The organism is Ruegeria sp. CF1 (genome assembly GCF_056537445.1).
Genome location: NZ_JBQFRN010000003.1, coordinates 211,941 through 233,071, shown reverse-complemented (window position 1 = coordinate 233,071; position 21,131 = coordinate 211,941). Strand labels below are relative to the sequence as shown.

The following is a 21,131-nucleotide window of genomic DNA, read 5'->3' as shown; positions in this document are numbered from 1 at the left end:
GCGCAGGTGTAGGGAGATTTACCTATCCGTGCAGCGGCAAATTGTTCGCGGCGCGGTAGGCTTGCACATAGCCACGTGCCACCGATCGAACGGCTGTTCCGATCTGCGAATAAGCCTCGTCCGGCAGGTTCGCAAAGGACACGCGTGCCGACCAGTCCGGAGCATCAAATCCGCTGCCGTTCAGCAGAACGATCCCATAGTCTTCCGCCAATTTGAACGCAATATCCAATGGGTGAACATTCTGCTTGATCCAAGCCACGACATCTTCACCGACATATTTTCGCAACCAGTATTCGAAATCGATGATGCCGTAATAGGCGTCATAATGCTCACCTGCCTGCACCTCGATGCCCATCGCTTCGGTCAGCAGTTTGAAACGGCGATGAACCAGCTCCATGCAGGCGGTCTGATAGATTTTCTTGCTGTCGACCAATTCACTGAGTGAAAACAGCGTCATCATCACCTGCTGCGGCAGCGACAAGCCTGCTGTGTGGTTCAGGGCCACATCGCGGCTATCGGCCACAAGCCGGTCGATAAAGCGAATGTCGCGCGGTGTCAGGCTAAGCGTGCCATAGCGCTTGTCCAGGGCCTGTTTGATCTCATCCGGGTGATCCGCCAGTTTCAGATCGAAGATGTTGTCTTGCGCGACAGCAATCACGCCAAGACGCCAGCCGGTGCAGCCAAAGTACTTGGAATAGGAATACACCCCGATCGTGTTGCGTGGCAGATGGCCCATGACCGAGGTAAAATCATGCACAAAGGTGCCATAGACATCATCCGTCAACACGATCAGATCGGGACGGTGGTTTTCCACCAAATCCGCCAGTTTGCGCAGTGATGCGGTGCTTAGTGCAACCGAAGACGGATTGCCCGGGTTGACCAGAAAGAACGCCTTTACCTTGGGATCTTTCAGCTTTTCCACTGCGGCATCCGTCAGTTGGAAGCCGTCTTCCTCGTCGGTTTCCACATGGACGGATTCAAGGCTGTAATCCTCAAGCTCTGGCATTTCCAGATAGGGGGTGAAGATCGGTGTACACAACGCGATCGTATCACCCGGGTTCAGCAGCCGATTGGCTTTGAGAGACTTGAAGATATAACACATCGCCGCCGTGCCGCCTTCGACTGCGAACAGATCGAACTGAGCGTCAGGCCGGTGACCTCGGCACATGGACCACATCAGGTATTCATGGGCAATGGTGGCATTGTGTTTCAGGATGCGGTCAGGCACCGGATAGTTATCACCGATGATCGAATCCGTCAGTTCATGCACAAACTCGTCCGCATCGAAATCAAACGCGGATATGGCATGCGCCGCGAGCTCAAGCAGCGTATCGACGCCCGGCGTTTCGGAATTATCAGACGCCCAGCTTTGCAGCCGTCCATGGCAACCTTTTTGCGCCGGCATTCCGCCTAAACCAGCGGGGTGATCCATCACACGTTTGGATTCAGTTATGGCAAATTGACCAAGGGCAAAGAACGCCTCACGCGGACGGGTGGCAACCCAGTTAGGATTGCCGCGCCCCGCGTTCAGGAAAGCGCTATTGGCCTTACGCGCCTCGGCCGAGGCCAGTTTGATCAGCTCATCCTTGATCTGAAACGGGCTGAGTGCTTCGTAATCGTGCAGCGCTACTCTATCCATAACGTGAACCTCTCCAAATCAGCTTAGGATCAAAACAACGACCATCCCGAAGATGGTCAATAGTGTATTTCCGATCGCATACGGCATTCCGTAGCCAAGCGCCGGGATGCGACTTTGCGCGGCTTCCTGGATCATACCCAACGCGGCAGTGGTGGTGCGCGCACCTGCGCAGGCACCAAACAGAATGGCCGGGTGGAATTTGAACACGTAATGCCCGACGTAAACTGCAAAGATCATTGGTAGCGAGGTCGCGACGATTCCCCATAGCAGCAGCGCAATACCGGCCTGTTGCAGTCCCGCGACAAATCCCGGCCCAGCGGTGATCCCTATCACCGCGATAAACACGTTCAGACCCAGAGTGTTCATCAACCAAAGCGCCGGACCCGGGATGCGCCCAAAGGTCGGGTGCACCGTACGCAGCCAACCCAGCACCAGCCCAGCCAGCAGCGCGCCTCCGGTAGTGGAAAGGCTGATCGGGAAACCACCCATCATGACTGACAGTGTTCCAATGATGCCGCCGATGAAAATCCCCCAGCCTACAAAAGCCAGATCCGTGGTGTCTACCGGGCGGTCGGCATAGCCAATCTGGGCAACTGCGGCCTCGACATGCCGCTTGCTGCCCTGAATTGTGACGATGTCACCACGATGCACGACGGTCCCGGGTAGCAGCGGCAAATCCTGCATGTTTCGCATCAGTTTCGAGACATAAATGCCCCGCGCGATCGACAGTTTGCTTAGCTCTTCAAGCGTCTTGTTATGAACCTCTTTGCTGGTGATCAGAACATCCAGTTTTTCTGACGGTATGCTCAGCAGATCAGGCGCGTCAGCTTCTGTAAGATTGGTCTCAAGCAAACCCACCAGATCAGCGCGGCGGCCTGAGAACATCACAACATCTCCGGCCTGCAATACGGTGTTATCATCTACCTCTATGATCTTCCCGTCACGTCTCAGGCGTTCGGCATAGATGCGGATACCGGGCATCAGATTTTTGACCGGTTGCCCCAGCAGATCGCTACCTTCTGGGATCTCAAAGGCCCGCGCCTCGATCGCGCGATATGCCGAGACGATGCCATCACCGGTTTCGACCGACGTCGTGCCACCCAGCTTAGCCTCATATTCCTTACAGGCCGCGACCAGATCGACGCCAATCAGACGCGGGCCGATCTTGGCCAGAATGATGGCCGACCCGATTGTGCCGTAAATATAGGTCACCGCATAGGCAATCGGAATCTGGTTAGCATAGGTTTTGGCCTGTTCCGCCGACAGGCCCAGCTGGCCGATTTGGTCGGTGGCAACACCGATCGCCGCTGAAATAGTCTGCGATCCGGCATAAAGCCCCGCGGCATAGCCAAGTTCCAGACCAGCGACCTTGGCTGCGATGATCGGGATTACAAGGCAAAGTGCGAGCACGCTGAGCGCAAAGAACACCTCGCGCGCGCCGTCTGCTTTCAGGCCGCGGATGAACTGAGGTCCGACACCGTAGCCCACAGCAAAGATGAACAAGATGAAGAAAGTCGATTTGACCGCCGAGTCGATTTCAATCTGGGCCTGCCCGATCACCACCGCCGCCAACAACGTTGCCGTGACCGTGCCCAGACTGAACCCCATCAGCTTCCAGGGACCAACGAGAAAGCCGATACCGATGGACAGGAACACCGCCAATTCAGGGTAGTTTTGAAGAATATGCACCAGCCAATCGACCATCAATCACCTCTCAATCCGCGCCTGACAGGCATTTGAGGCAAAAGCCGGAGACAAGGTGAAGAAGCGCCCAATTGGCCCACTTGCTGCCCGACCAAGCCGCCTGTTCGAACACACAACCGCAACAGGAAAACTTCGGCCTCACGATACCTTACAAAGGACATTTGTCTATAATTATCTGAATATTAATAGTTCTGCTTGTCCGCCCTCATTCAGAACACCCTGACTGAGCCTGCGCCACAATGCAAACACGCGAAACGCATGGCTCGCCCGCTCTGCCTGCTCCAGAATCGGAACCATGGGCTTCACTGTCGCTCTACCGCAATGCGCGGGCGCAAAATCCTGAGGGGTTCGAACAAATCCATTGCAGCGACCCGGTGTTTGCCATCACATACCGCTATGACACGGCCGACGATTATTTCCGAGACCAGCGCAACCGGCGTTTGTATCCGCCTTGCCGGAGATCTGCGCACTCAATCGTTGGATCGTGTCGAAGCGGGTTTTGCTGCCCAAAAGCCCAACGGCCAAGATGTCATTGTGGACATGTCGCAGGTGGAATCGCTGGATACCGGAGGGGCCTGGCTAGTCGCCAATCTGGTGCAGCGGATGGGAAGCGAGGGCGCTCAGGTCCAGCTCGAAGGGTTGGCCCCTGCGCATTCGTCATTGATCGAAACAGTATCGCACAACATATCCGAGGTTACAGGAGAAGAACTGCCGCCGCATGGCTTTGTGAATTGGGTTGCCCGGATTGGGCAAAAAACTTTTGGCGCCTGGCAGGACACATTATCAATCATCGGCTTTCTTGGCCTTACTCTGCATCGATTGGTCCGGACTCTGATCATGCCATGGCGACTGCGTCGTGCTGCCTTGGTGTCACAGATGGAGCAAGTCGGCTTCAAGGCGCTGCCGATTGTGTCCTTGATGGGTTTCCTGATCGGCGTCGTTCTGGCCTTTCAGGGCGCGACGCAGTTGAAACAGTTCGGGGCTGAGATCTTTGTTGTCGAATTGATCTCCATCTCGATCCTGCGTGAGCTTGGTATCCTGCTGACAGCGATCATCGTCGCTGGTCGCTCCGGTTCGGCTTTTACGGCTTCGATTGGCTCGATGAAGGTGCAGGAAGAGATTGATGCGATGCGCACCCTGGGGTTGGATCCGATTGAAGTTCTGGTCATTCCCCGTGTTCTGGCGCTGTTGATCATGTTGCCCATTCTTGGCTTTGTTGCCGATATGGCTGGCCTGATCGGCGGAGCGTTGATGAGTTGGATCGACCTCGGTGTCAGCCCCGGCATGTTCCTGACCCGGTTGAAGGAAAATACCGGCGTCGCACAGCTTGCCGTCGGGATGATCAAGGCACCGTTCTTTGCACTGGTGATCGGTGTCATTGCCTGCTGGCAGGCTATGCAGGTCAAAGGTTCATCCGAAAGCGTTGGTCAGCGGACGACGGCCTCGGTCGTGCAATCGATCTTTATGGTCATCGCCATCGACGCCCTGTTTTCGATCTTCTTCTCAGAGTTGGGGATCTGACATGGATGGAGCCGCGCTTCAGGACAAGCCCCAATCCGACACGAAACGCGAGGCCGTTATTCGTGTGCGCAATTTAACCAACCAGTTCGGCGAGCAAGTGGTCCACGACAACCTCAACCTCGATGTCTGGCGCGGTGAAGTGCTGGGTGTTGTCGGTGGATCGGGCACTGGGAAGTCCGTGCTTTTGCGTACGATCGTCGGGCTGAACAAGCCCAAGTCGGGAAGTATTGAGGTTCTTGGCGTCGATGTTCTTAATGGCCCCGAAGAAGAACGTCAGCGGATCGAAAGAAGCTGGGGCGTGGCATTTCAGGACGGTGCGCTGTTTTCCTCACTGACTGTATTGCAGAACGTGATGGCGCCTCTGCGCGAGCACACGGGTATCAGTGAAAAATTGATGGCCGCACTGGGTGGTCTGAAGATCAGTCTTGTTGGCTTGCCTCAACTAAGTTGTAGCAAGTTCCCTTCGGAACTGTCCGGCGGAATGCGTAAACGCGCCGCGTTGGCCCGCGCCCTGTCGCTGGACCCTGAAATCGTTTTTCTGGACGAACCAACTGCCGGGTTGGACCCGATCGGGGCCGCCGCATATGATGAACTGATCGGGGAACTTCAGCACACATTGGGGCTGACCGTGTTCATGGTAACGCATGATCTGGACAGCCTTTATGCCATATGTGATCGCGTCGCAGTACTTGCGGAAAAACGCGTGCTGGTTGAAGGTCCGATAGAAGAGATGACCAAGGTCGACCATCCTTGGGTTCAGGAATATTTCACAGGCCCCCGCGCCCGTGCGGCACAACAGAAGGGGCAGGACAGGTAGAGGCGATGGAGACCCGAGCGAATTACATCCTGATCGGTGCGTTCACCCTGGCGGGCATCCTTGGTGCCTTCGGGTTCTTTCTGTGGCTCGCCAAATTCGAAGTGACCCGGCAATACGCCTATTATGATGTGTTGTTCGACAATGTCTCGGGCCTGTCGGCTGCAGGTGGCGTAAATTACAACGGCTTGCCCGTGGGTCAGGTGGTTTCCCTGGACTTGGACAAAGATGACCCGTCAAAGGTGCGAGTGCGGCTTGAGGTTGATGCCGACATCCCTGTTACCAAAGAAACCATCGCACAGTTGCAATCTCTGGGTGTGACAGGGGTTGCTTATGTTGAGCTTTCCGGAGGGTCTCCAACCGCAGAAAGGCTGGCCCAGAACAGTGTCATCCCAAGCAAACGCAGTTCGATTCAATCCTTGCTTGAGGGTGCGCCAGAGGTTCTCGAAAAGGCGGTCACCCTGTTGGAGAACCTCAATTCGGTTGTTGATGACAAAAACCGAAAGGCGGTGTCGGATATCCTGAACAATCTGGCAGAAGCGTCGGGCAAGCTGGATAAAACTCTGACGGATTTCCAGTCGCTCTCGTCCGATTTGGGCGGTGCGGCCAAAGACGTTGGAGAATTTACCAAGAGACTGGATACGTTGGCGAACACGGCCGAGACGACGTTGAGCACAGGAACGGACACGCTGAAGAGCATCAAAGAGACCTCAGAATCCGCCAAAACAACGCTAGAGACTGCAAATAACGCCATTGCCAGTGCTGAAAGCGTGATTCAGGAAGATATCCGGCCCTTTATCGAACGCGGGTCAATCCTGGCCGAAAGGCTGACTCGGCTGTCAGATGAAGGCAGCGTTACGCTTGAGGTAATCAGCGAGACTGTTCTGAATGCAAACACCACCCTTGAATCGGTTACATCGACTATGGATTCAGCCAAAGGGGCGCTCGATTCAGCAGAGAGAGCGTTTGACTCGGCAAACCGCGTGATGGACGAGGATATCTCACCTGTCGCTGAAGATGTGAGTAAGGCGGCCAATCAGGTTGCGGAAACCGTCTCGAATATCACCGAAAAGATTGACAAGATTTCCGACGATGTTCTCAGCGCCTCCCAATCGGCGTCGGATCTGCTGGGAACCATCGACGGGATCGTTCAGGACAACCGCCGTCAGGTTTCGGACTTCTTGCGCGTTGGGTTGCCTCAGTTCATCCGGTTCATCGAGGAATCACAGCGTCTGGTCATCAGTCTGGATAGATTGGTCGACAAGGTCGAACGCGACCCGGCCCGCTTTTTGTTAGGCACCCAAGCATCGGAGTTTCGTCAATGATACGGCCCTTAATATTGACTCTGGTTTTGGCCGCTTTGACGGGCTGCACGGGCTTGGGCACGCTGCGGCAGGCTTCTAAGCCCAATGATTTGTATTTGCTGACACCCAAAAGCACGTTCTCGTCATCGCTGCCGCGTATCCAAAAACAGATCGTTGTCGAAGAGCCCACAGCGACGGCGGCCGTGAACACCGATCAGATCGCCGTGCAGCCCACCTTGCTTCAGGTTCAGTATCTGCCGCGGGCCCGATGGGTGGATCGCGCGCCGTTAATTGTGCAGGCGCTGATGGTCGAAAGCTATGAAAATTCCGGCAAGGTCGCGGCCGTAGGACGTTCGACCGTAGGCCTGAGAGCGGACTATGTGATCGCGCCTGATCTGCGCGAATTTCAGGGCATCGTTATCAGCGAAACCGAAGACACGAAAACGGTCCGCGTAGAAGTGCGCATCAATATCAAGATCATCGATGAGTATGAGGACAAGATCATCGCTTCAAGCTCATTCCAGGAAGCAGTGCTGGCGACCAGCGATAAAACACCCGAACTGGTTGAGGCCTTTGATATCGCCTTGGGCAAGACAATGCGGGATGCCGTGGAATGGAGCATCCGCAAAATCCATACGCATACGCTCAATAACCCGCGATCAAGACCTAGCTAGTGGTCGCTAGAACTGGCTCGCTGAGGCGACTTGCCAGTCAGCGGCGAACTCTTCGGGGATGGTCTTGCCCAACAGAGAGCCGTCATCCAGAAAGCTGTATAGCTCGGCATAAGACCGCTCTCGTTCATCCGCATTTCGGCGCCGGATGTCAGCAGGGCGCAGGTCGGAAACTTTTGCTTTGCCCATAGCCCCTAATATCTCGCGGAAACTTTCAAGCGTCGCGTCATGAAACCGATGCACGCGCTGTCGTTTCTGTGGCACATTCACCGCCCGCCCACGGATCGGATCTTGCGTTGCCACCCCCGAAGGGCACCTGTTGGTGTTGCAATGCAGCGCCTGAATGCACCCCACCGCAAACATCATCGCCCGCGCCGCGTTACACATATCCGCACCCAAAGCGAATTTCTCGACCATATCGAACCCAGTGGCCACTTTGCCCGAACAGATCACCCGCACCTTGTCGCGGACCCCGATACCGCGCAGGCAGTTGTTTACAAATATCAGTGCCTCGTTGAGCGGCATCCCCAATCGGTTGGTGAACTCGACCGGGGCAGCGCCAGTGCCCCCTTCCGCGCCGTCCACCGTGATGAAGTCAGGCAGAATCTCAGTTTCCAACATCGCTTTGCAAATCGCCATAAACTCGGATCGACGACCGATGCACAGTTTGAAGCCCACGGGCTTGCCACCTGACATCTCTCGCAGATGCTGAACGAAATGCATCAATCCAGACGGTCCATCAAAGGCCGAATGAATAGGTGGGGAAATCACATCCTGATGTACTGGAACCCCACGAATCTCGGCGATTTCTTCATCCACCTTTGCTGCCGGTAGGACCCCGCCATGAGACGGCTTCGCCCCTTGCGACAATTTGATCTCGATCGCCTTGACGACATCTTTCTTGGCCTTTTCGGCAAACAGGTCCTTATCGAACCCACCATCAGGCGTGCGGCATCCAAAATATCCTGTTCCAATCTGCCAGATGATGTCTCCACCTTCGGCCAGGTGGTGGGGGGACAGCCCGCCTTCGCCCGTGTTATGCGCAAAACCCCCATCTTTTGCACCACCGTTCAAAGCACGGATTGCGTTGGCGCTGAGTGCACCGAAACTCATTGCTGATACGTTCAGGCGCGACGCATTGTAGGGTTTGTCGCACTGAGGGCCGCCCAATATCACCCGTTCTTCGCTCTCTTCGACGTGCTTGGGGGATAGCGAGTGATCAGCGCGGTGATAACCTACCGTCATGATATCGTACTGAGTACCGAACGCCTGAGTATCCACCTGCCCCTTGGCGCGGGAATAGACCAGACTGCGGATGATCCGATTATAGGGCCGCCCGCTTTCATTGGTTTCAACGAAATACTGCCGGATTTCAGGGCTGACAAACTCCAACATATATCGGAAGTGACCCAGTACCGGGTAGTTGTTCAGCACATTATGCTTGGTTGTCAGCATATCGTAGAGACCGACAACCGCATAGGGGATCAGTATGATCAGCAACCAGTGAGCGGGTGGCCAGAAAAAACCCCAAAGCAAAGTCAAAGGCAAGCAGACATAGCTGAGGAAATAGTAAAGCCTGCGAACAATCATTTCCTATCTCCCTGAGTAGCGCTGTGACAGCGTGACCTTGAATGGGTATTGGGTCCATGACCCTGCTCTTCATCCAGAACGTGGAACAAATTGACCTGTTTGCGCAAGCCCTTGCTAATCAAACAAAGATAACGGTTGGGTTAGCGAGGCCGGTTGAACCAAGCAAAAGCAGTCTGTATGCAAAATGAAACGCTGGTCAGAGCAGGATCAACCGCAGTGTCGAAAACAGCGCCTGTATTCGGGCATCGCGCCCTGATGTATACAGCCGTCTTTGTGGGGGGTGCTGCAGGGTCGTTGCTGCGCGAGCTATTTTCGCTGGAGATCCCCGGCGCTCCGTTCCTGACCGCGACTTTCGGCATCAATGTTGCGGCCTGTTTCGTTCTAGGTTGGCTCTATGCCATTCGAAATCGTGTCCACGCCCACGTCCTGCATCTAGGGGCCGTCGGATTTTGCGGTGGGCTATCGACGTTTTCCTCATTCGTCGCCGAGCTGGAAAGACTGGCAGAAACCGGGAATTGGTTTGTGATTATCGCCGTAAGCGCGGAGATCGCATTTGGTCTTACGGCGGCGGTTCTTGGGGAAGCGCTGGGTCGGCGGCATCATTCCCGGGAAACATCGGAATGACGACCTTGTATCTACATGCCATGTTCGCATTGGGCGGAGGATTGGGGGCTGTACTGCGGCATTGGCTGGCGCTTCGGGTGACGCATGATCTGCCGTACTCGACCCTGATCGTGAATGTTCTGGGCAGCCTTCTGCTGGGTCTTTGGATTGGTTATCTGGGTGGCTCTGCGGAAATGGGCGAAGAGGAAAAACGCCTTGTATTCGGGTTTTGCGGCGGCTTCACCACATTCTCAAGCTTCGCCTATCAATCGCTGCAATTGCACCGTGAACGGACGATCGTATTTGCCGCCGGTAACATCGTTCTCAGCCTCGTCTTGTGCTGGTTCGCGCTATGGCTGGGCCTTGTTCTGACGCGCTAGTGAACGGGTGCTGCAGCCCTTTGGTCGGGCCTGGGCGCGCGGCAGAAGAACAACAGTGGGATCGTGGCCAACGCCAGCAGTCCAAGATTGTTGAATACTGTAAGGTACGAGATCATCTCGGCCTGCCGTGCGATCTCTTGCCCCAGAATGGCGGCGCCCTGGGCGCTATCGGGTGTCAGCCCCAGCGGCGCAAGATAAGCCTGTGCAGCAGGATTGTAGGGTGTCACATTCTGGCTGAGCACTGCCGTATTGGTTTGCAGGCCACGCACGACCCAAGTCCCCACCAATGAAATACCTACCGAAGAGCCAAGCTGCCTGGTGACGTTGAATAGGCCCGAGGCCTCATCCTGCCTTGATTTACTGATGCTCTCGAATGCCAGAATAGACATCGGCACAAACACCAGCCCCATCCCCAGGCCACTGACAAAGCCCGGCCAAGCCAGTTGCCAGAAACCCGCGTCAAGATTGAGTGTGCCCAACATGAAATTCCCCACTGCTGTCAACAGCATCCCCAACCCGGCTAAAACTCGTGGATCAAACCGGGTGACCAGTACGGCCCCGGTCAGCACCATCGATGCACCTGCGGCGATCCCGCGCGGTATGAACAAATGACCGGATTCGATCACGGGGTAATCGAGCAGGCTTTGCACAAAGGTTGGCAGTATGGCGATCCCGCCAAACAATGAGATCGCGAACCCCGCTATCACTAGGTTGCACAGGGCAAAGTTGCGATCCGCAAAAAGGCGCAAATCAACGACAGAATGCCGGGATGTCAGAGAATGGACGATGAACCCCAGCGCCCCAAGAACCGAAGCGATCAGCGCCAGCTGTATCATCCTCGATGACAGCCAGTCCTTGGTCTCACCTTGGTCAAGAATGAATTGAAGGCATCCAATGCCAACTGCCAGCAGCGCCAGGCCTTTCCAGTCGATGCGCACCTCTTCGGTTTTGTCGTCCGGCAACTCGCCCGCCAAAAGCAGCAGGGCCATGGCAGCGACCGGAAGATTGACGAAAAACACCATTCGCCACGAAAAATACTCCGTCAGGACTGCGCCTACAGTTGGGCCCAACACCGGTGCGACCACCACGCCCAAGCCAAAGACCGCCATGGCCTGCCCCCGTTTTTCACGTGGAAAGGCGTCAAACAGGATGGACTGCGACAACGGGATCAGGAACGCGCCGAACATGCCCTGCGCCAGGCGGAACGCGACGATAGTCTGAAGACTCCATGACAGGCCGCACATGACAGACATTGTGGCAAAACCCGTGACCGCAGTCAGGATCAGCCTGCGCCGCCCGACCCGACGCGCGACAAACCCGGTCAGCGGCATGACCACAACGGCTGAGACGATATAGCTGGTTAAAATCCATGTCGCCTGATCGGTTGTGGCCCCAAAAGCCGCCTGAATATGCGGCAACGCAACATTGACGATGGTACTGTCCAGAACTTCGAGAATTGCACTGAGCACGACGGCCACGACAATCACGCGATTGATATGGCCGGCATCAGTCATTGGCTGGTTCCGGTTGTATCCACCGTAACTTTGCTGCTGCCTCCTACACGTAGCGGAGCATCAGTTGGATCAAGCTCAATCCGCACCGGGAAACGTCGAGTGACCTTGACCCAGTTGCCGCTGGAGTTTTCGGACGGCAACAACGAAAACGTATCGCCCGAGCCTCGACCGATCGACGCAACCTTGCCGGTCAGGGTCGTGTCTGGAAGCATATCCACCTGCACTGTGACCGGCTGACCGGGTCGGATGCGTGGCAGTGATGTTTCCTTGAAATTTGCATCGACCCACCAGTCAGACGACTCGACAATGGAAAATTGCGGCGCATTGGCCGAGACAGACGACCCTGGCCGCAGCGTCAGATTTGCGATCCAGCCATCGGCCGCGGCATAGACCTTGGTCCAGACAAGATCGGCCTGCGCGATTTCCAACGCAGCCTGCGAGGACAACACATTGTCCTGCCGGGCCGCGAGGCCACTTTGCAACGCAGAAAGCTCGGACCGGCTGGTGGTCAACCGGGCCGAAGCCTGTGCGAATTCGGACGTAGTTTGGTCCAGCGAGGCCTGCGCGAGGTCCCCGTCCGAAAACAAAGCTCGGGCACGTTCAAGATTGCTCTGCGCGGTTTCGTAGAAAGAGTTGGCGCTTTCGACAGCGGCCTGTGCAGCGGTGATCTGGTTCGAGAAGGAGTCAGCCTGCTGAATGGCACTGTCCAGATTAGCTTTGGCCTGATCGACCGAGGCTTGGAACTGTGTCGGATCAATCGAGAACAGCAAATCGCCTGCATTGACCGGCTGGTTTTCGACCACCGCAACGTCTGAAACCTGCCCGGTCACCTGTGCGGCCACGTAGATGATATTCGCGCCGATATAGGCGTCTTTTGTTGACGGATACCGCTCTTCATGCCGCCAGAAAAGGAACAATCCAATAGCAATCGTGACCAGTATCCCTGCGGCGGCAATTGCCTTGAATGACTTCATAAGCAGCTTCCTTTTCGGTGCCTAATCGAGCGACCTCACATCACCTGCATATGCATGCGCATGGCCAGATTGCCCAGAATCCAAACTGTCCCGCCGATGATAATCAGCAGAACAAGTGTCGAGAACAGAACCAGGTCCAGATCCTCTCGGCTGCTGCGGCGGCGGTCGATGTGTAGAAAATAGATCAGTTGAACAACCAGTTGTGCCAACCCCAAAAGGCCGATGGTCATATAGACACCTGGTGTTTCAATACCGAAATGATAGGCGATCACAAATACCACCAGCGTGAGCAGCAGTGACCCACCATAGCCAATCACGTAACGCCGCCGTTCGCGGTGATGCATCTCGGATCGTTTATCCATAGGCCAGCCCTCCGAAATACACGATGGTTATTATGCCGATCCAGATAAGATCGAGGAAATGCCAGAATAGCGCCAACCGCACCATACGCGACATCAGCAGATCGGTCAGCCCGAACACACGCAGCTGAATACCCAGCACGATTAGCCACAGACACCCGGCTGCAACATGCAAGCCGTGGAGCGGTACGAGACCATAGAAGGCCGACAAAAACCCGCTACGCTGTGGGATACCGCCTTGGGCTGCCATGTTCATGAAATCACGGATTTCCAAAACCAGAAAACTGAGCCCCAGCAAAAGAGTCACTCCGAACCACAGCACGATCCGTGCCCGAGGCAGGTTGTATTTCAGCGCCAACATCGCCAGCCCGACGGTCAAACTGCTGGTCAGCAGAATGAGAGTCTGGGCAAAGATGCTTTTCAGGTCGAACAGCTCATGCGGGCCCGGACCGCCGGCCTGCGCGTCTATCATGGTGATATAGATCGCGAACATCAGGCCGAAATAGACCAGATCGCTCATCAGGAAGACCCAAAAGCCGAAAGTGACGACCTCGGTCGCCTTGTGGGCGCTGGCGTGGTCCTCACCGAGGTTTATCCCCGGATAGCTGTGCTTGGGTGCGCGCCTCATATCACGGCCTCCATATCCGGGCGGGCGAGGCCGCGATTCTCCGGTGTACTTTCATGATCGCGATCCACAGCGGCGGTGCTGTGGACCAGCGCCAACCACGCCTCGTGTTCTTTGCGGACCTCTTCGGCGGGGATGATGACCTCGGTGCTGGTGTCGAAACTCCAGATGATAATGGCGAGGATCATCGCGATGGTCATCAGTGCTGCCAGCCACCAGATCCACCAGACCAGAGAGAACATCCAGATGCCACTGAGCACGCAGAGGATAAACCCGATGCCGGTGTTGCGCGGCATCTCGATATCTTCGTAGGCCGCGGGTGCAGGATAGGCTTGTCCGCGCTCCTTAGCTGCAGCAAAGTCATCGCGGTCACTAACCTGCGGAATAATAGCGAAGTTGTAGGGCGGCGGCGGAGACGGGATCGACCATTCCAGCGTGCGCCCGTCCCAAGGATCACCGACCGGTGCGCGGGTCTGTTCTCGGTCGCGTATACTGACCCACAATTGGACCAGGATCGAAAGCAACCCGCAAGTAATCACCAGCGATCCTATGGCGGCGGTGATCATGTAGGGGTGAAAGCTGGGATCCTCCCAACTGAACGACCGGCGGGGCATGCCCATCAGACCAACGAAGTAGAGCGGCATGAAGGTCAGCAGAAACCCAACCGTCCAGCAGAAAACCGAAACGCGGCCCCAGAACTCGTTTAGACGGAACCCAAAGGCCTTGGGAAACCAGTAGTTATAGCCGGCTAGCAACCCGAACAGCACACCGGGTAGCAACGCGTTGTGGAAATGCGCAACCAGAAACAGCGTATTATGGACCTGATAGTCGACGGTTGGATTGGCAAGAACCACTCCGCTGAGGCCGCCGATGACGAACAACATCAAGAACGCAAGGCCATAAAGCATCGGGACCGAGAATCGAATGCGCCCACGGTACAGAGTCGCCATCCAGTCATAGACCTTAACCCCGGTCGGAATGGCGATCAGCATCGTGGCAATCCCGAACACCGCGTTGATCAGAGCGCTTTGCCCCATGGTGAAGAAATGATGCAACCAAACCGTGAAGGACATGACCGCAATCGACATTGTTGCGATGACCAGTGAGTTGTAACCATAGAGACGCTTGGCCGAAAAGGTGGCAAAGACCTCAGAATAGATTCCATATGCAGGCAGGACCAACAGGTAGACCTCGGGGTGGCCAAACAGCCAGAACAGGTTGGCATAGTTCATCATGTTGCCGCCAAGGTCATTGGTGAAGAAGTGAAAATCCAGATAGCGATCCGCGGCCAGCAGCAACGCGGCAACGCCTAGGGGCGGCATAGCAAAGATGATCAGGATCGAGCTGCAAATGATCGTCCAGCAATACATGGGCAACCGCATGAACTTCATCCCCGGCGCACGCAGCTTGTAGATCGTGACGGCAAAGTTGATGCCAGTCAGTGTTGTGCCCACGCCCGAGACCACGATGGCCCAGATCCAGTAATCCGGCCCAACGCCGGGATTGAACGCGGCCCCGGTATAGGGCGGATAGGCGGTCCAACCACCTGTTGAGAATTCGCCCACCACCAGCGAGACCATCAGCATCAGCCCGGCCGAGACGGTCAGACCAAGCCCGATCTGGTTCATCACCGGAAAGGCCACGTCGCGCGCGCCTATCATGAGCGGAATTATGTAATTAGCGACGCCAAAGACAAAAGGTACCGCGACGAAGAACACCATTATGGTGCCATGAGTGCTAAACAGTTCCGCGAAATGCTCGGGTTCCAGGAATCCGTCCCCCGGTCCCGCCGCCTGTTGGGCCCGCATCACCACGCCTTCCAAGACGCCCCGCGCCAGCATGACGATGGCGAAGACAATGTACATGATGCCGATCTTCTTGTGATCAGCGCTGGTCAGCCAATCGCGCCAGAGCGGACCCCACAACCGGAACCACGTCAGGATGCCAATCACTACCACTACGCCCACGATCACAATAGCAGCAGCAGCGTTTGCAATGATCTCATTTGCGCCAGGATTCTGGATCAGTCCAGCGATGGGAAATGCATCCCAGCTCAGGCGACCGAAGAAACCGGTCTCGGCATTTGTCATTGGCTTGCCTCCTGCCCGTATTCAGCCGTTCCGGGTTGCTGATCCAACTGCAGAGGCTCTCCGCTGTGATAACGACGCAGGATCGAATGGAACAGGTCGCCCTCTTCCAGCGTGAAATAAAGCGCATTCAGCGGCATGAGTTCGGTGCCCAATGCTGCCTGCACCTCATCCCGATCCGTACGCATCGCCAACGTTCGATAAGTGCTTTCGGTCAACGGTATGCCATGCGCTTTTACGCTGGCGACCCATGCCTGAAAATCCTCGGGCTGCATGGCTTGCGCCAGGAATTTCTGCTTTGTGAATCCTCGGCCATTATACTGTGTGTTCTCGCCTTGCATCGTTTCAGGCGAGTCTGCCACCAGGTGTAGCCGAGTCGTCATCCCCGGCATGGCATAGATTTGCCCCGCCAGCGCCGGGATCATGAACGACTGCATCACCGTGTCTGTGGTCAGCGTCATCGCAACTTGCTGTTTGATCGGTATGCCCAGTTCTCCCACCGTTGCGATGCCATGATCTGGATAGATGAACAGCCATTTCCAATCGAGGCCAACCACCTGCACATTTAGGGCAGGCTCCTCTCCAAAAGGGGCGGAATAAGGGTCAAGACGATGTGTCGCTTTCCAGAGATAGAAAGACAGGATCATCACGATCACGACCGGGACGCCCCACATCAGAAATTCAAGCTTCGCCGAAAAATCCCAATGCGGCGTGTATGCAGCGTTTCCACCCTTACGTCGGCGATAACGCAGGGCAATCAGCGGCACCAGAGCCAGAACCGGTATCACAGCGATCAAGATAAGAGCCGTCGCGCGCAAAAGGTGTGTCTTTTGCACCGCTGCAATCGGGCCTTGGGGGTCCATGAAGCTATCACTCGCCCCGGCAGACTCAGCCGTCAACAACAGAGCAACAAAGATCACCAAGGCTGGCACAGCGACTGAATGTATCCGAGACAAGGTCACACCTGATGATCCTCTTGCGGCGGGGTTTCCCGGCAACTATCGGCAGAGTCACGGATTTTCTCAAGAACTTTTCCAAAATCACCCTGCGCCGCCGCTGTTGACATGAGGTCAAGCGCGCGCGAGACCAATCATATGCGTTTGGTTCTCGCTATAGTCTCTCTGGTTTGTCTTGCCGCCCCCTCGGTAGCGCAAGATCGCGCTGAGGTTGAACGTCAGTTCCAGAACTGGCTACAACAAGCCATATGGCCTCAGGCAAAAGCAAAGGGCGTTTCGAAACGCACGTTCCAAACCGCCTTTGACGGGGTAACGCTAAACTGGGACCTTCCTGACCTGGTTCCGCCGGGAAGCCCCCAAAAGACACCCAAGCAACAACGGCAGGCCGAGTTCGGCTCACCTGGTCGATATTTCAATGCCGGATCAGTCCAGGGTGCCACCTCCGTCGGTCGCAAGATGGCTAGGCGCCATGCGGGTACACTGGCGCGTATCGAGGCAGAAACCGGCGTACCCGCCCGTATCATTCTGGCCATCTGGGGGCGCGAGAGCGGCTATGGACAAGTCCCGATCCGCCATAATGCGTTTCAGGTGCTGGGCACCAAAGGGTTTATGAGTACGCGTGCCGAGTATTTCACGGCTGAACTGATTGCTGCGCTACAGATCGCTGAATCCGGTCACGGCCAAGGCCACGCACTGAAAAGCAGTTGGGCGGGTGCCTTGGGGCAGCCTCAGTTCATGCCCACAAATTTTCTGACTTACGCGCGCGATGGCGATGGGGATGGCCGAACTGATATCTGGGGCTCAGCCTCGGACACGATTGCATCGATCGGCGCGTATCTTGACGAGCACGGATGGGTGACAGGCCGCGACTGGGGGTTCGAAGTTATCCTACCCACGACCGTTTCTTGCGCGTTGGAGGGCCCTGATCAGGGGCGGTTGATCCGCGATTGGGTCGCCATGGGCGTAAATCGCATTTCCGGCAAACCTTTTCCGGCACATGAACTTGATGCCGAGGGCTATCTTATGATGCCTGCCGGTCGTAGCGGTCCGGCCTTTATCGTAACGCCAAATTTCTATGTCCTCAAAGACTATAACACCAGCGACCTTTATGCGCTGTTTGTGGGTCATGTCGGCGATCGCATCCAATACGGAGTTGGCGATTTTCGGGGTCGTTGGGGCGATGTCGGCAATCTCTATCGCTCAGATGTCGCCAGCATGCAGCAGGTGCTTGTTCAACAGGGTCATGACGTCGGTGGCGTCGATGGCCTGCCCGGATACAAAACCCGACGCTCGATCGGGCGCTGGCAAGAGGCTTCTGGAAGCACACCAACCTGCTTCCCCGATGCCTCATTGAAGGCCGTTCTGAAGCCGTAGCAGCGTACTGATTCGCCATTTACGAGCATCACTGCGAACACATTCACCCACGGTGATATGTTGAGCTTCACGAAAATGTCACTGCCACGAAGCGTTTCAAAATAAAATTTTAACACCTCCGCCGGCTGCGGTTCTAATCAGCCTTTGTGGTCTTCACCCACCGCAAAACCCTTTACCTTTGCTTCAAAACTGACAGGTTCATGGGCAGTGAAAGATAGCTTTCGCATTCGGATCTCCGACATTGCCTGATGCATGAATGCCGAAATTATCGATCTTGGCACGATCTAGATCAAGGTAAAGTCCAGACAATTGCCGGAGACAAAATGGCAGACAAGCGCCCACCGCGAATGCGGTTTGGACGTTCGAAACCATACTAAATGGGAGTAAACACATGAACAAAATAATCAGAACCTCTTTGGCAGGACTGTTGTCCTCGACCATCATTACCGGTGCTGCAATTGCTGCCGGTACACATCCCGAAACCGGAGAAGCCCTGGCCGACGATCAGACCTTCACCTATCGGATTCTCGATGAACACAGCTCGGTCGACCCGCAAGTCGTAGAAGATGTGTCGGGTGCAGAAATTGTTCGCGATCTGTTTGAAGGCCTGATGAATCAGGATGAGGACGGTAACCTGGTTCCTGGTGTCGCCACCGAATTCTCGGTCAACGATACCAAGGACGTTTACACCTTTACCCTGCGCGATGAAGCGAAGTGGTCGAATGGTGATCCGGTGACCGCAGGTGACTTTGTGTATGCCTGGAAGCGCGCCGTCGATCCCGAACTGTCGTCGCCCTATGCTTGGTTCATGGAACTGATGTCGATCGAAAACGCTGCCGAGATCATCGCGGGCGAAAAACCGGTAGATGAGTTGGGTGTCAAAGCCATCGACGACAAAACGCTGGAAGTCCGCCTGAGCGCCCCCCTGCCCTATTTCCCGCAGATGACCACACATTCGACAACCTTCCCGGCACCGCAGAAAGTGATCGAAGAATTTGGTGACGCCTGGACCAAACCGGAAAACATCGTCTCGAACGGCGCTTATGTTCTGACCGAGCACCTGCCGCAGGAACGCTCGGTACGTGAACGCAACACCGCCTATTGGGACAACGATAACACCATCATCGACAAGGTCGTGGCGCTGGTCATCAATGATGAAAACGTCGCCCTGACCCGCTATTTGGCTGGCGAACTGGACCGCACCGAAATTCCAGCCGGCCAGTACCCACGTCTGAAGGAAGAGCACCCTGTAGAAGCCATCAGCTTCCCACGCCTGTGCAACTATTATTACACCTTCAACCTATCTGATGGTGGCCCCGAGGCTTTCAAGGACCCGAACGTCCGCCAAGCCCTGTCACTGGCCGTTGATCGTGCGATTATCACCGAAAAAGTGATGGCAGGCGGTCAGCCCGAAGCCTACACTTTCGCCCCCGAAGCAACCGCAGGCTTCACCGTACCGGCCGTTGAAATGGCATCCATGTCCCAAGCCGAACGCGACGAGTTGGCGAAGGAGCTTCTAGCAGAAGCAGGTTATGGGCCTGACAACCCTCTGAGCTTCCAGATGGTTTATAACACCGCGGAAAACCACAAGAAGGTCGCCGTTGCGCTGAGCCAGATGTGGAAGCAGAAGCTTGGCGTGAACGCCGAACTGGCAAATATGGAGTGGAAAGTCTTCCTCGAGGAGCGCGGCAACCAAAACTTTGAGCTGGCACGTGGTGCTTGGTGCGGAGACTACAACGAGGCGTCAACCTTCCTGGACCTACTGCAGTCGGACTCGGGCTATAATGACGGCAAATATGCCAACGCGCGCGTTGATGAGCTGCTGGCCGAGGCCAAAACCTCGGACGATCCGGCTCCGCTTTACACCGAAGTTGAACGCATCATCGCCCAAGAAACGCCTGTGATCCCGATCTATCACTACGCAGGCGTCTATATGATGGACAGCGATGTAGGCAACTGGCCGGTGAACAACGTCGAGCAGAACTGGTACTCGAAAAACCTCTACAAGCTCGCTGAATAATCGTCTTTGAACCACGCCCTGCCCCGGAGACATCCGGGGCAGGGCCAATAAACACGGGGGCATGAAATGCTTGCCTACAGTTTAAAGCGGCTGCTGGTCGCTATTCCGACGATCCTGTTATTGATCGTCGCCTGCTTTTTCCTCATGCACATCGCGCCTGGCGGGCCATTCACCTCGGAACGGCCATTGCCGCCGCAGGTTCTGGCCAATATCGAGGCGCGTTATGGATTGGACCAACCGCTGTGGAAACAGCTTTGGGACTATCTGTACAACATCGTGGTGCATTTTGATTTCGGACCGTCCTTCAAATTCAAGGATCGGGATGTGAACGACATCATCGCGCAGGGTTTCCCGATTTCGCTAACCTATGGTTCGTTGTCCTTTCTGGTGGCAACATCCGTTGGCGTCGCGCTGGGAATTGCCGCTGCAATCAAACACAATAGCTGGATTGACTACTTTGCGGTGGGTCTGGGTATCGCCGCTCAGGCGCTTCCTAACTTCATCATGGGGCCGATCCTGATCCTGACCTTTACCCTGTGGCTGGGGTGGCTGCCGGGTGGCGGCTGGCATGGCGGTCAATGGCAGTATCTGGTGATGCCGGTGATTGCGTTGGCGACCTCCTACATGGGATCGATCGCAAGGATTACGCGTTCATCGATGCTGGAGGTTCTGAACTCGAACTTCATTCGAACTGCACGGGCCAAGGGATTGCCGACAAGAACCGTGATCTGGCGCCATGCGCTTAAGCCGACATTGCTTCCCGTTGTCTCGTACCTCGGGCCGGTTTTTGTCTACGTTCTGACCGGTTCGGTTTTTGTCGACATCTATTTCTCAACCGGTGGTCTGGGGCAGGCCTATGTCGGCTCGGCTTTGTCTCGCGACTATGCTGTGCTGCTAGGGGTCACCATTCTTTACGGCGCGTTGACCGTGGTTGTGAACCTTCTGACCGACCTGGCTTATGCCTGGTTCGATCCAAAAATCCGATACTGAGGGGCA

General features: G+C 55.8%; 18 protein-coding genes. 9 read left to right on the top strand and 9 right to left on the bottom strand.

Translation table 11 applies throughout. The features are described from left to right. Positions 1-22: 22 nt before the first annotated feature. Both ACRZ96_RS08760 and aspT read right to left on the bottom strand, forming a co-directional pair. Positions 23-1,639, bottom strand: coding sequence for a bifunctional aspartate transaminase/aspartate 4-decarboxylase (locus ACRZ96_RS08760; RefSeq protein WP_480706193.1), 1,617 nt, complete (start codon positions 1,637-1,639; stop codon positions 23-25). A gap of 18 nt (positions 1,640-1,657) precedes the next feature. After that, the gene (gene aspT / locus ACRZ96_RS08755; RefSeq protein ID WP_480706195.1) at positions 1,658-3,343 is read right to left on the bottom strand and encodes an aspartate-alanine antiporter; all 1,686 of its coding nucleotides are present in this window, start codon (positions 3,341-3,343) and stop codon (positions 1,658-1,660) included. A gap of 396 nt (positions 3,344-3,739) precedes the next feature. Here aspT and ACRZ96_RS08750 point away from each other — a divergent pair, with 396 nt between their 5' ends. The 4 genes from ACRZ96_RS08750 to ACRZ96_RS08735 are packed head-to-tail and all read left to right on the top strand — an operon-like array spanning position 3,740 to position 7,656. After that, on the top strand, positions 3,740-4,864 hold the full coding sequence (locus tag ACRZ96_RS08750; protein ID WP_170422810.1) for an ABC transporter permease: 1,125 nt from the start codon (positions 3,740-3,742) through the stop codon (positions 4,862-4,864). Position 4,865: 1 nt separating this feature from the next. Further along, entirely contained in the window at positions 4,866-5,681 is an 816-nt protein-coding gene (locus tag ACRZ96_RS08745; protein WP_170394521.1) for an ABC transporter ATP-binding protein, read from the top strand. A gap of 5 nt (positions 5,682-5,686) precedes the next feature. Then, the gene (locus tag ACRZ96_RS08740; RefSeq protein ID WP_170394518.1) at positions 5,687-7,003 is read left to right on the top strand and encodes an MlaD family protein; all 1,317 of its coding nucleotides are present in this window, start codon (positions 5,687-5,689) and stop codon (positions 7,001-7,003) included. After that, complete coding sequence (locus ACRZ96_RS08735) at positions 7,000-7,656, top strand: ABC-type transport auxiliary lipoprotein family protein (RefSeq protein WP_170407827.1); 657 nt, start codon at positions 7,000-7,002, stop codon at positions 7,654-7,656. Before ACRZ96_RS08740 ends, ACRZ96_RS08735 begins: the two co-directional genes overlap by 4 nt. A gap of 6 nt (positions 7,657-7,662) precedes the next feature. Here the strand turns inward: ACRZ96_RS08735 and ACRZ96_RS08730 are convergent, their stop codons facing one another. After that, complete coding sequence (locus ACRZ96_RS08730; protein ID WP_480814400.1) at positions 7,663-9,243, bottom strand: FMN-binding glutamate synthase family protein; 1,581 nt, start codon at positions 9,241-9,243, stop codon at positions 7,663-7,665. 216 nt (positions 9,244-9,459) lie between these two features. Between ACRZ96_RS08730 and ACRZ96_RS08725 the strand changes: the two genes are divergently transcribed. After that, on the top strand, positions 9,460-9,867 hold the full coding sequence (locus ACRZ96_RS08725; RefSeq protein ID WP_480771789.1) for a fluoride efflux transporter FluC: 408 nt from the start codon (positions 9,460-9,462) through the stop codon (positions 9,865-9,867). Then, positions 9,864-10,226: a fluoride efflux transporter CrcB gene (gene crcB / locus ACRZ96_RS08720; protein WP_170394509.1), complete on the top strand. Its 363-nt coding sequence runs from the start codon at positions 9,864-9,866 to the stop codon at positions 10,224-10,226. The genes ACRZ96_RS08725 and crcB overlap by 4 nt, the downstream gene beginning before the upstream one ends. On the opposite strand, the gene ACRZ96_RS08715 is transcribed toward crcB, so the two are convergent. From ACRZ96_RS08715 to ACRZ96_RS08690, 6 genes are read right to left on the bottom strand one after another with little or no spacing between them, the layout of a single operon-like run. Then, complete coding sequence (locus ACRZ96_RS08715) at positions 10,223-11,740, bottom strand: DHA2 family efflux MFS transporter permease subunit (protein ID WP_170394506.1); 1,518 nt, start codon at positions 11,738-11,740, stop codon at positions 10,223-10,225. The two genes, crcB and ACRZ96_RS08715, sit on opposite strands and share 4 nt — an antisense overlap. Next, the gene (locus tag ACRZ96_RS08710) at positions 11,737-12,714 is read right to left on the bottom strand and encodes an HlyD family secretion protein (RefSeq protein WP_170509660.1); all 978 of its coding nucleotides are present in this window, start codon (positions 12,712-12,714) and stop codon (positions 11,737-11,739) included. The genes ACRZ96_RS08715 and ACRZ96_RS08710 overlap by 4 nt, the downstream gene beginning before the upstream one ends. 35 nt (positions 12,715-12,749) lie before the next feature. Next, positions 12,750-13,076 carry a cytochrome o ubiquinol oxidase subunit IV gene (locus ACRZ96_RS08705; RefSeq protein WP_255612219.1) on the bottom strand — a complete coding sequence of 109 codons (327 nt, stop codon included), beginning with the start codon at positions 13,074-13,076 and terminating at the stop codon, positions 12,750-12,752. After that, positions 13,069-13,701 carry a cytochrome c oxidase subunit 3 gene (locus ACRZ96_RS08700; RefSeq protein WP_170422821.1) on the bottom strand — a complete coding sequence of 211 codons (633 nt, stop codon included), beginning with the start codon at positions 13,699-13,701 and terminating at the stop codon, positions 13,069-13,071. Before ACRZ96_RS08700 ends, ACRZ96_RS08705 begins: the two co-directional genes overlap by 8 nt. Continuing rightward, positions 13,698-15,788, bottom strand: coding sequence for a cbb3-type cytochrome c oxidase subunit I (locus ACRZ96_RS08695; RefSeq protein WP_170422823.1), 2,091 nt, complete (start codon positions 15,786-15,788; stop codon positions 13,698-13,700). The genes ACRZ96_RS08700 and ACRZ96_RS08695 overlap by 4 nt, the downstream gene beginning before the upstream one ends. Next, on the bottom strand, positions 15,785-16,747 hold the full coding sequence (locus ACRZ96_RS08690) for a cytochrome ubiquinol oxidase subunit II (RefSeq protein WP_170407810.1): 963 nt from the start codon (positions 16,745-16,747) through the stop codon (positions 15,785-15,787). Before ACRZ96_RS08690 ends, ACRZ96_RS08695 begins: the two co-directional genes overlap by 4 nt. Positions 16,748-16,879: 132 nt before the next feature. Between ACRZ96_RS08690 and ACRZ96_RS08685 the strand changes: the two genes are divergently transcribed. The 3 genes from ACRZ96_RS08685 to oppB all read left to right on the top strand — a co-directional run bounded on the left by ACRZ96_RS08685 (position 16,880) and on the right by oppB (position 21,125). Continuing rightward, a complete protein-coding gene (locus ACRZ96_RS08685) occupies positions 16,880-18,115 on the top strand; it encodes a lytic murein transglycosylase (RefSeq protein ID WP_480771791.1) in 1,236 nt (411 codons plus the stop codon). Between the two features lie 391 nt (positions 18,116-18,506). Continuing rightward, a complete protein-coding gene (locus ACRZ96_RS08680; RefSeq protein WP_170407804.1) occupies positions 18,507-20,135 on the top strand; it encodes a peptide ABC transporter substrate-binding protein in 1,629 nt (542 codons plus the stop codon). A 66-nt stretch (positions 20,136-20,201) separates the two neighbouring features. Next, complete coding sequence (oppB, locus tag ACRZ96_RS08675; protein WP_170422826.1) at positions 20,202-21,125, top strand: oligopeptide ABC transporter permease OppB; 924 nt, start codon at positions 20,202-20,204, stop codon at positions 21,123-21,125. Positions 21,126-21,131: the final 6 nt, after the last annotated feature.

Excerpts from the sequence above, each read along its gene's own strand:
- ACRZ96_RS08700 (WP_170422821.1), bottom strand. The coding sequence starts at position 13,701 with ATGAGGCGCGCACCCAAGCACAGCTATCCGGGGATAAACCTCGGTGAG.
- ACRZ96_RS08685 (WP_480771791.1), top strand. The coding sequence starts at position 16,880 with ATGCGTTTGGTTCTCGCTATAGTCTCTCTGGTTTGTCTTGCCGCCCCC.
- ACRZ96_RS08705 (WP_255612219.1), bottom strand. The coding sequence starts at position 13,076 with ATGGATAAACGATCCGAGATGCATCACCGCGAACGGCGGCGTTACGTG.
- ACRZ96_RS08750 (WP_170422810.1), top strand. The coding sequence starts at position 3,740 with ATGACACGGCCGACGATTATTTCCGAGACCAGCGCAACCGGCGTTTGT.
- ACRZ96_RS08760 (WP_480706193.1), bottom strand. The coding sequence starts at position 1,639 with ATGGATAGAGTAGCGCTGCACGATTACGAAGCACTCAGCCCGTTTCAG.
- ACRZ96_RS08710 (WP_170509660.1), bottom strand. The coding sequence starts at position 12,714 with ATGAAGTCATTCAAGGCAATTGCCGCCGCAGGGATACTGGTCACGATT.
- ACRZ96_RS08745 (WP_170394521.1), top strand. The coding sequence starts at position 4,866 with ATGGATGGAGCCGCGCTTCAGGACAAGCCCCAATCCGACACGAAACGC.
- ACRZ96_RS08730 (WP_480814400.1), bottom strand. The coding sequence starts at position 9,243 with ATGATTGTTCGCAGGCTTTACTATTTCCTCAGCTATGTCTGCTTGCCT.
- ACRZ96_RS08715 (WP_170394506.1), bottom strand. The coding sequence starts at position 11,740 with ATGACTGATGCCGGCCATATCAATCGCGTGATTGTCGTGGCCGTCGTG.
- ACRZ96_RS08680 (WP_170407804.1), top strand. The coding sequence starts at position 18,507 with ATGAACAAAATAATCAGAACCTCTTTGGCAGGACTGTTGTCCTCGACC.
- crcB (WP_170394509.1), top strand. The coding sequence starts at position 9,864 with ATGACGACCTTGTATCTACATGCCATGTTCGCATTGGGCGGAGGATTG.
- ACRZ96_RS08695 (WP_170422823.1), bottom strand. The coding sequence starts at position 15,788 with ATGACAAATGCCGAGACCGGTTTCTTCGGTCGCCTGAGCTGGGATGCA.
- ACRZ96_RS08740 (WP_170394518.1), top strand. The coding sequence starts at position 5,687 with ATGGAGACCCGAGCGAATTACATCCTGATCGGTGCGTTCACCCTGGCG.
- aspT (WP_480706195.1), bottom strand. The coding sequence starts at position 3,343 with ATGGTCGATTGGCTGGTGCATATTCTTCAAAACTACCCTGAATTGGCG.
- oppB (WP_170422826.1), top strand. The coding sequence starts at position 20,202 with ATGCTTGCCTACAGTTTAAAGCGGCTGCTGGTCGCTATTCCGACGATC.
- ACRZ96_RS08735 (WP_170407827.1), top strand. The coding sequence starts at position 7,000 with ATGATACGGCCCTTAATATTGACTCTGGTTTTGGCCGCTTTGACGGGC.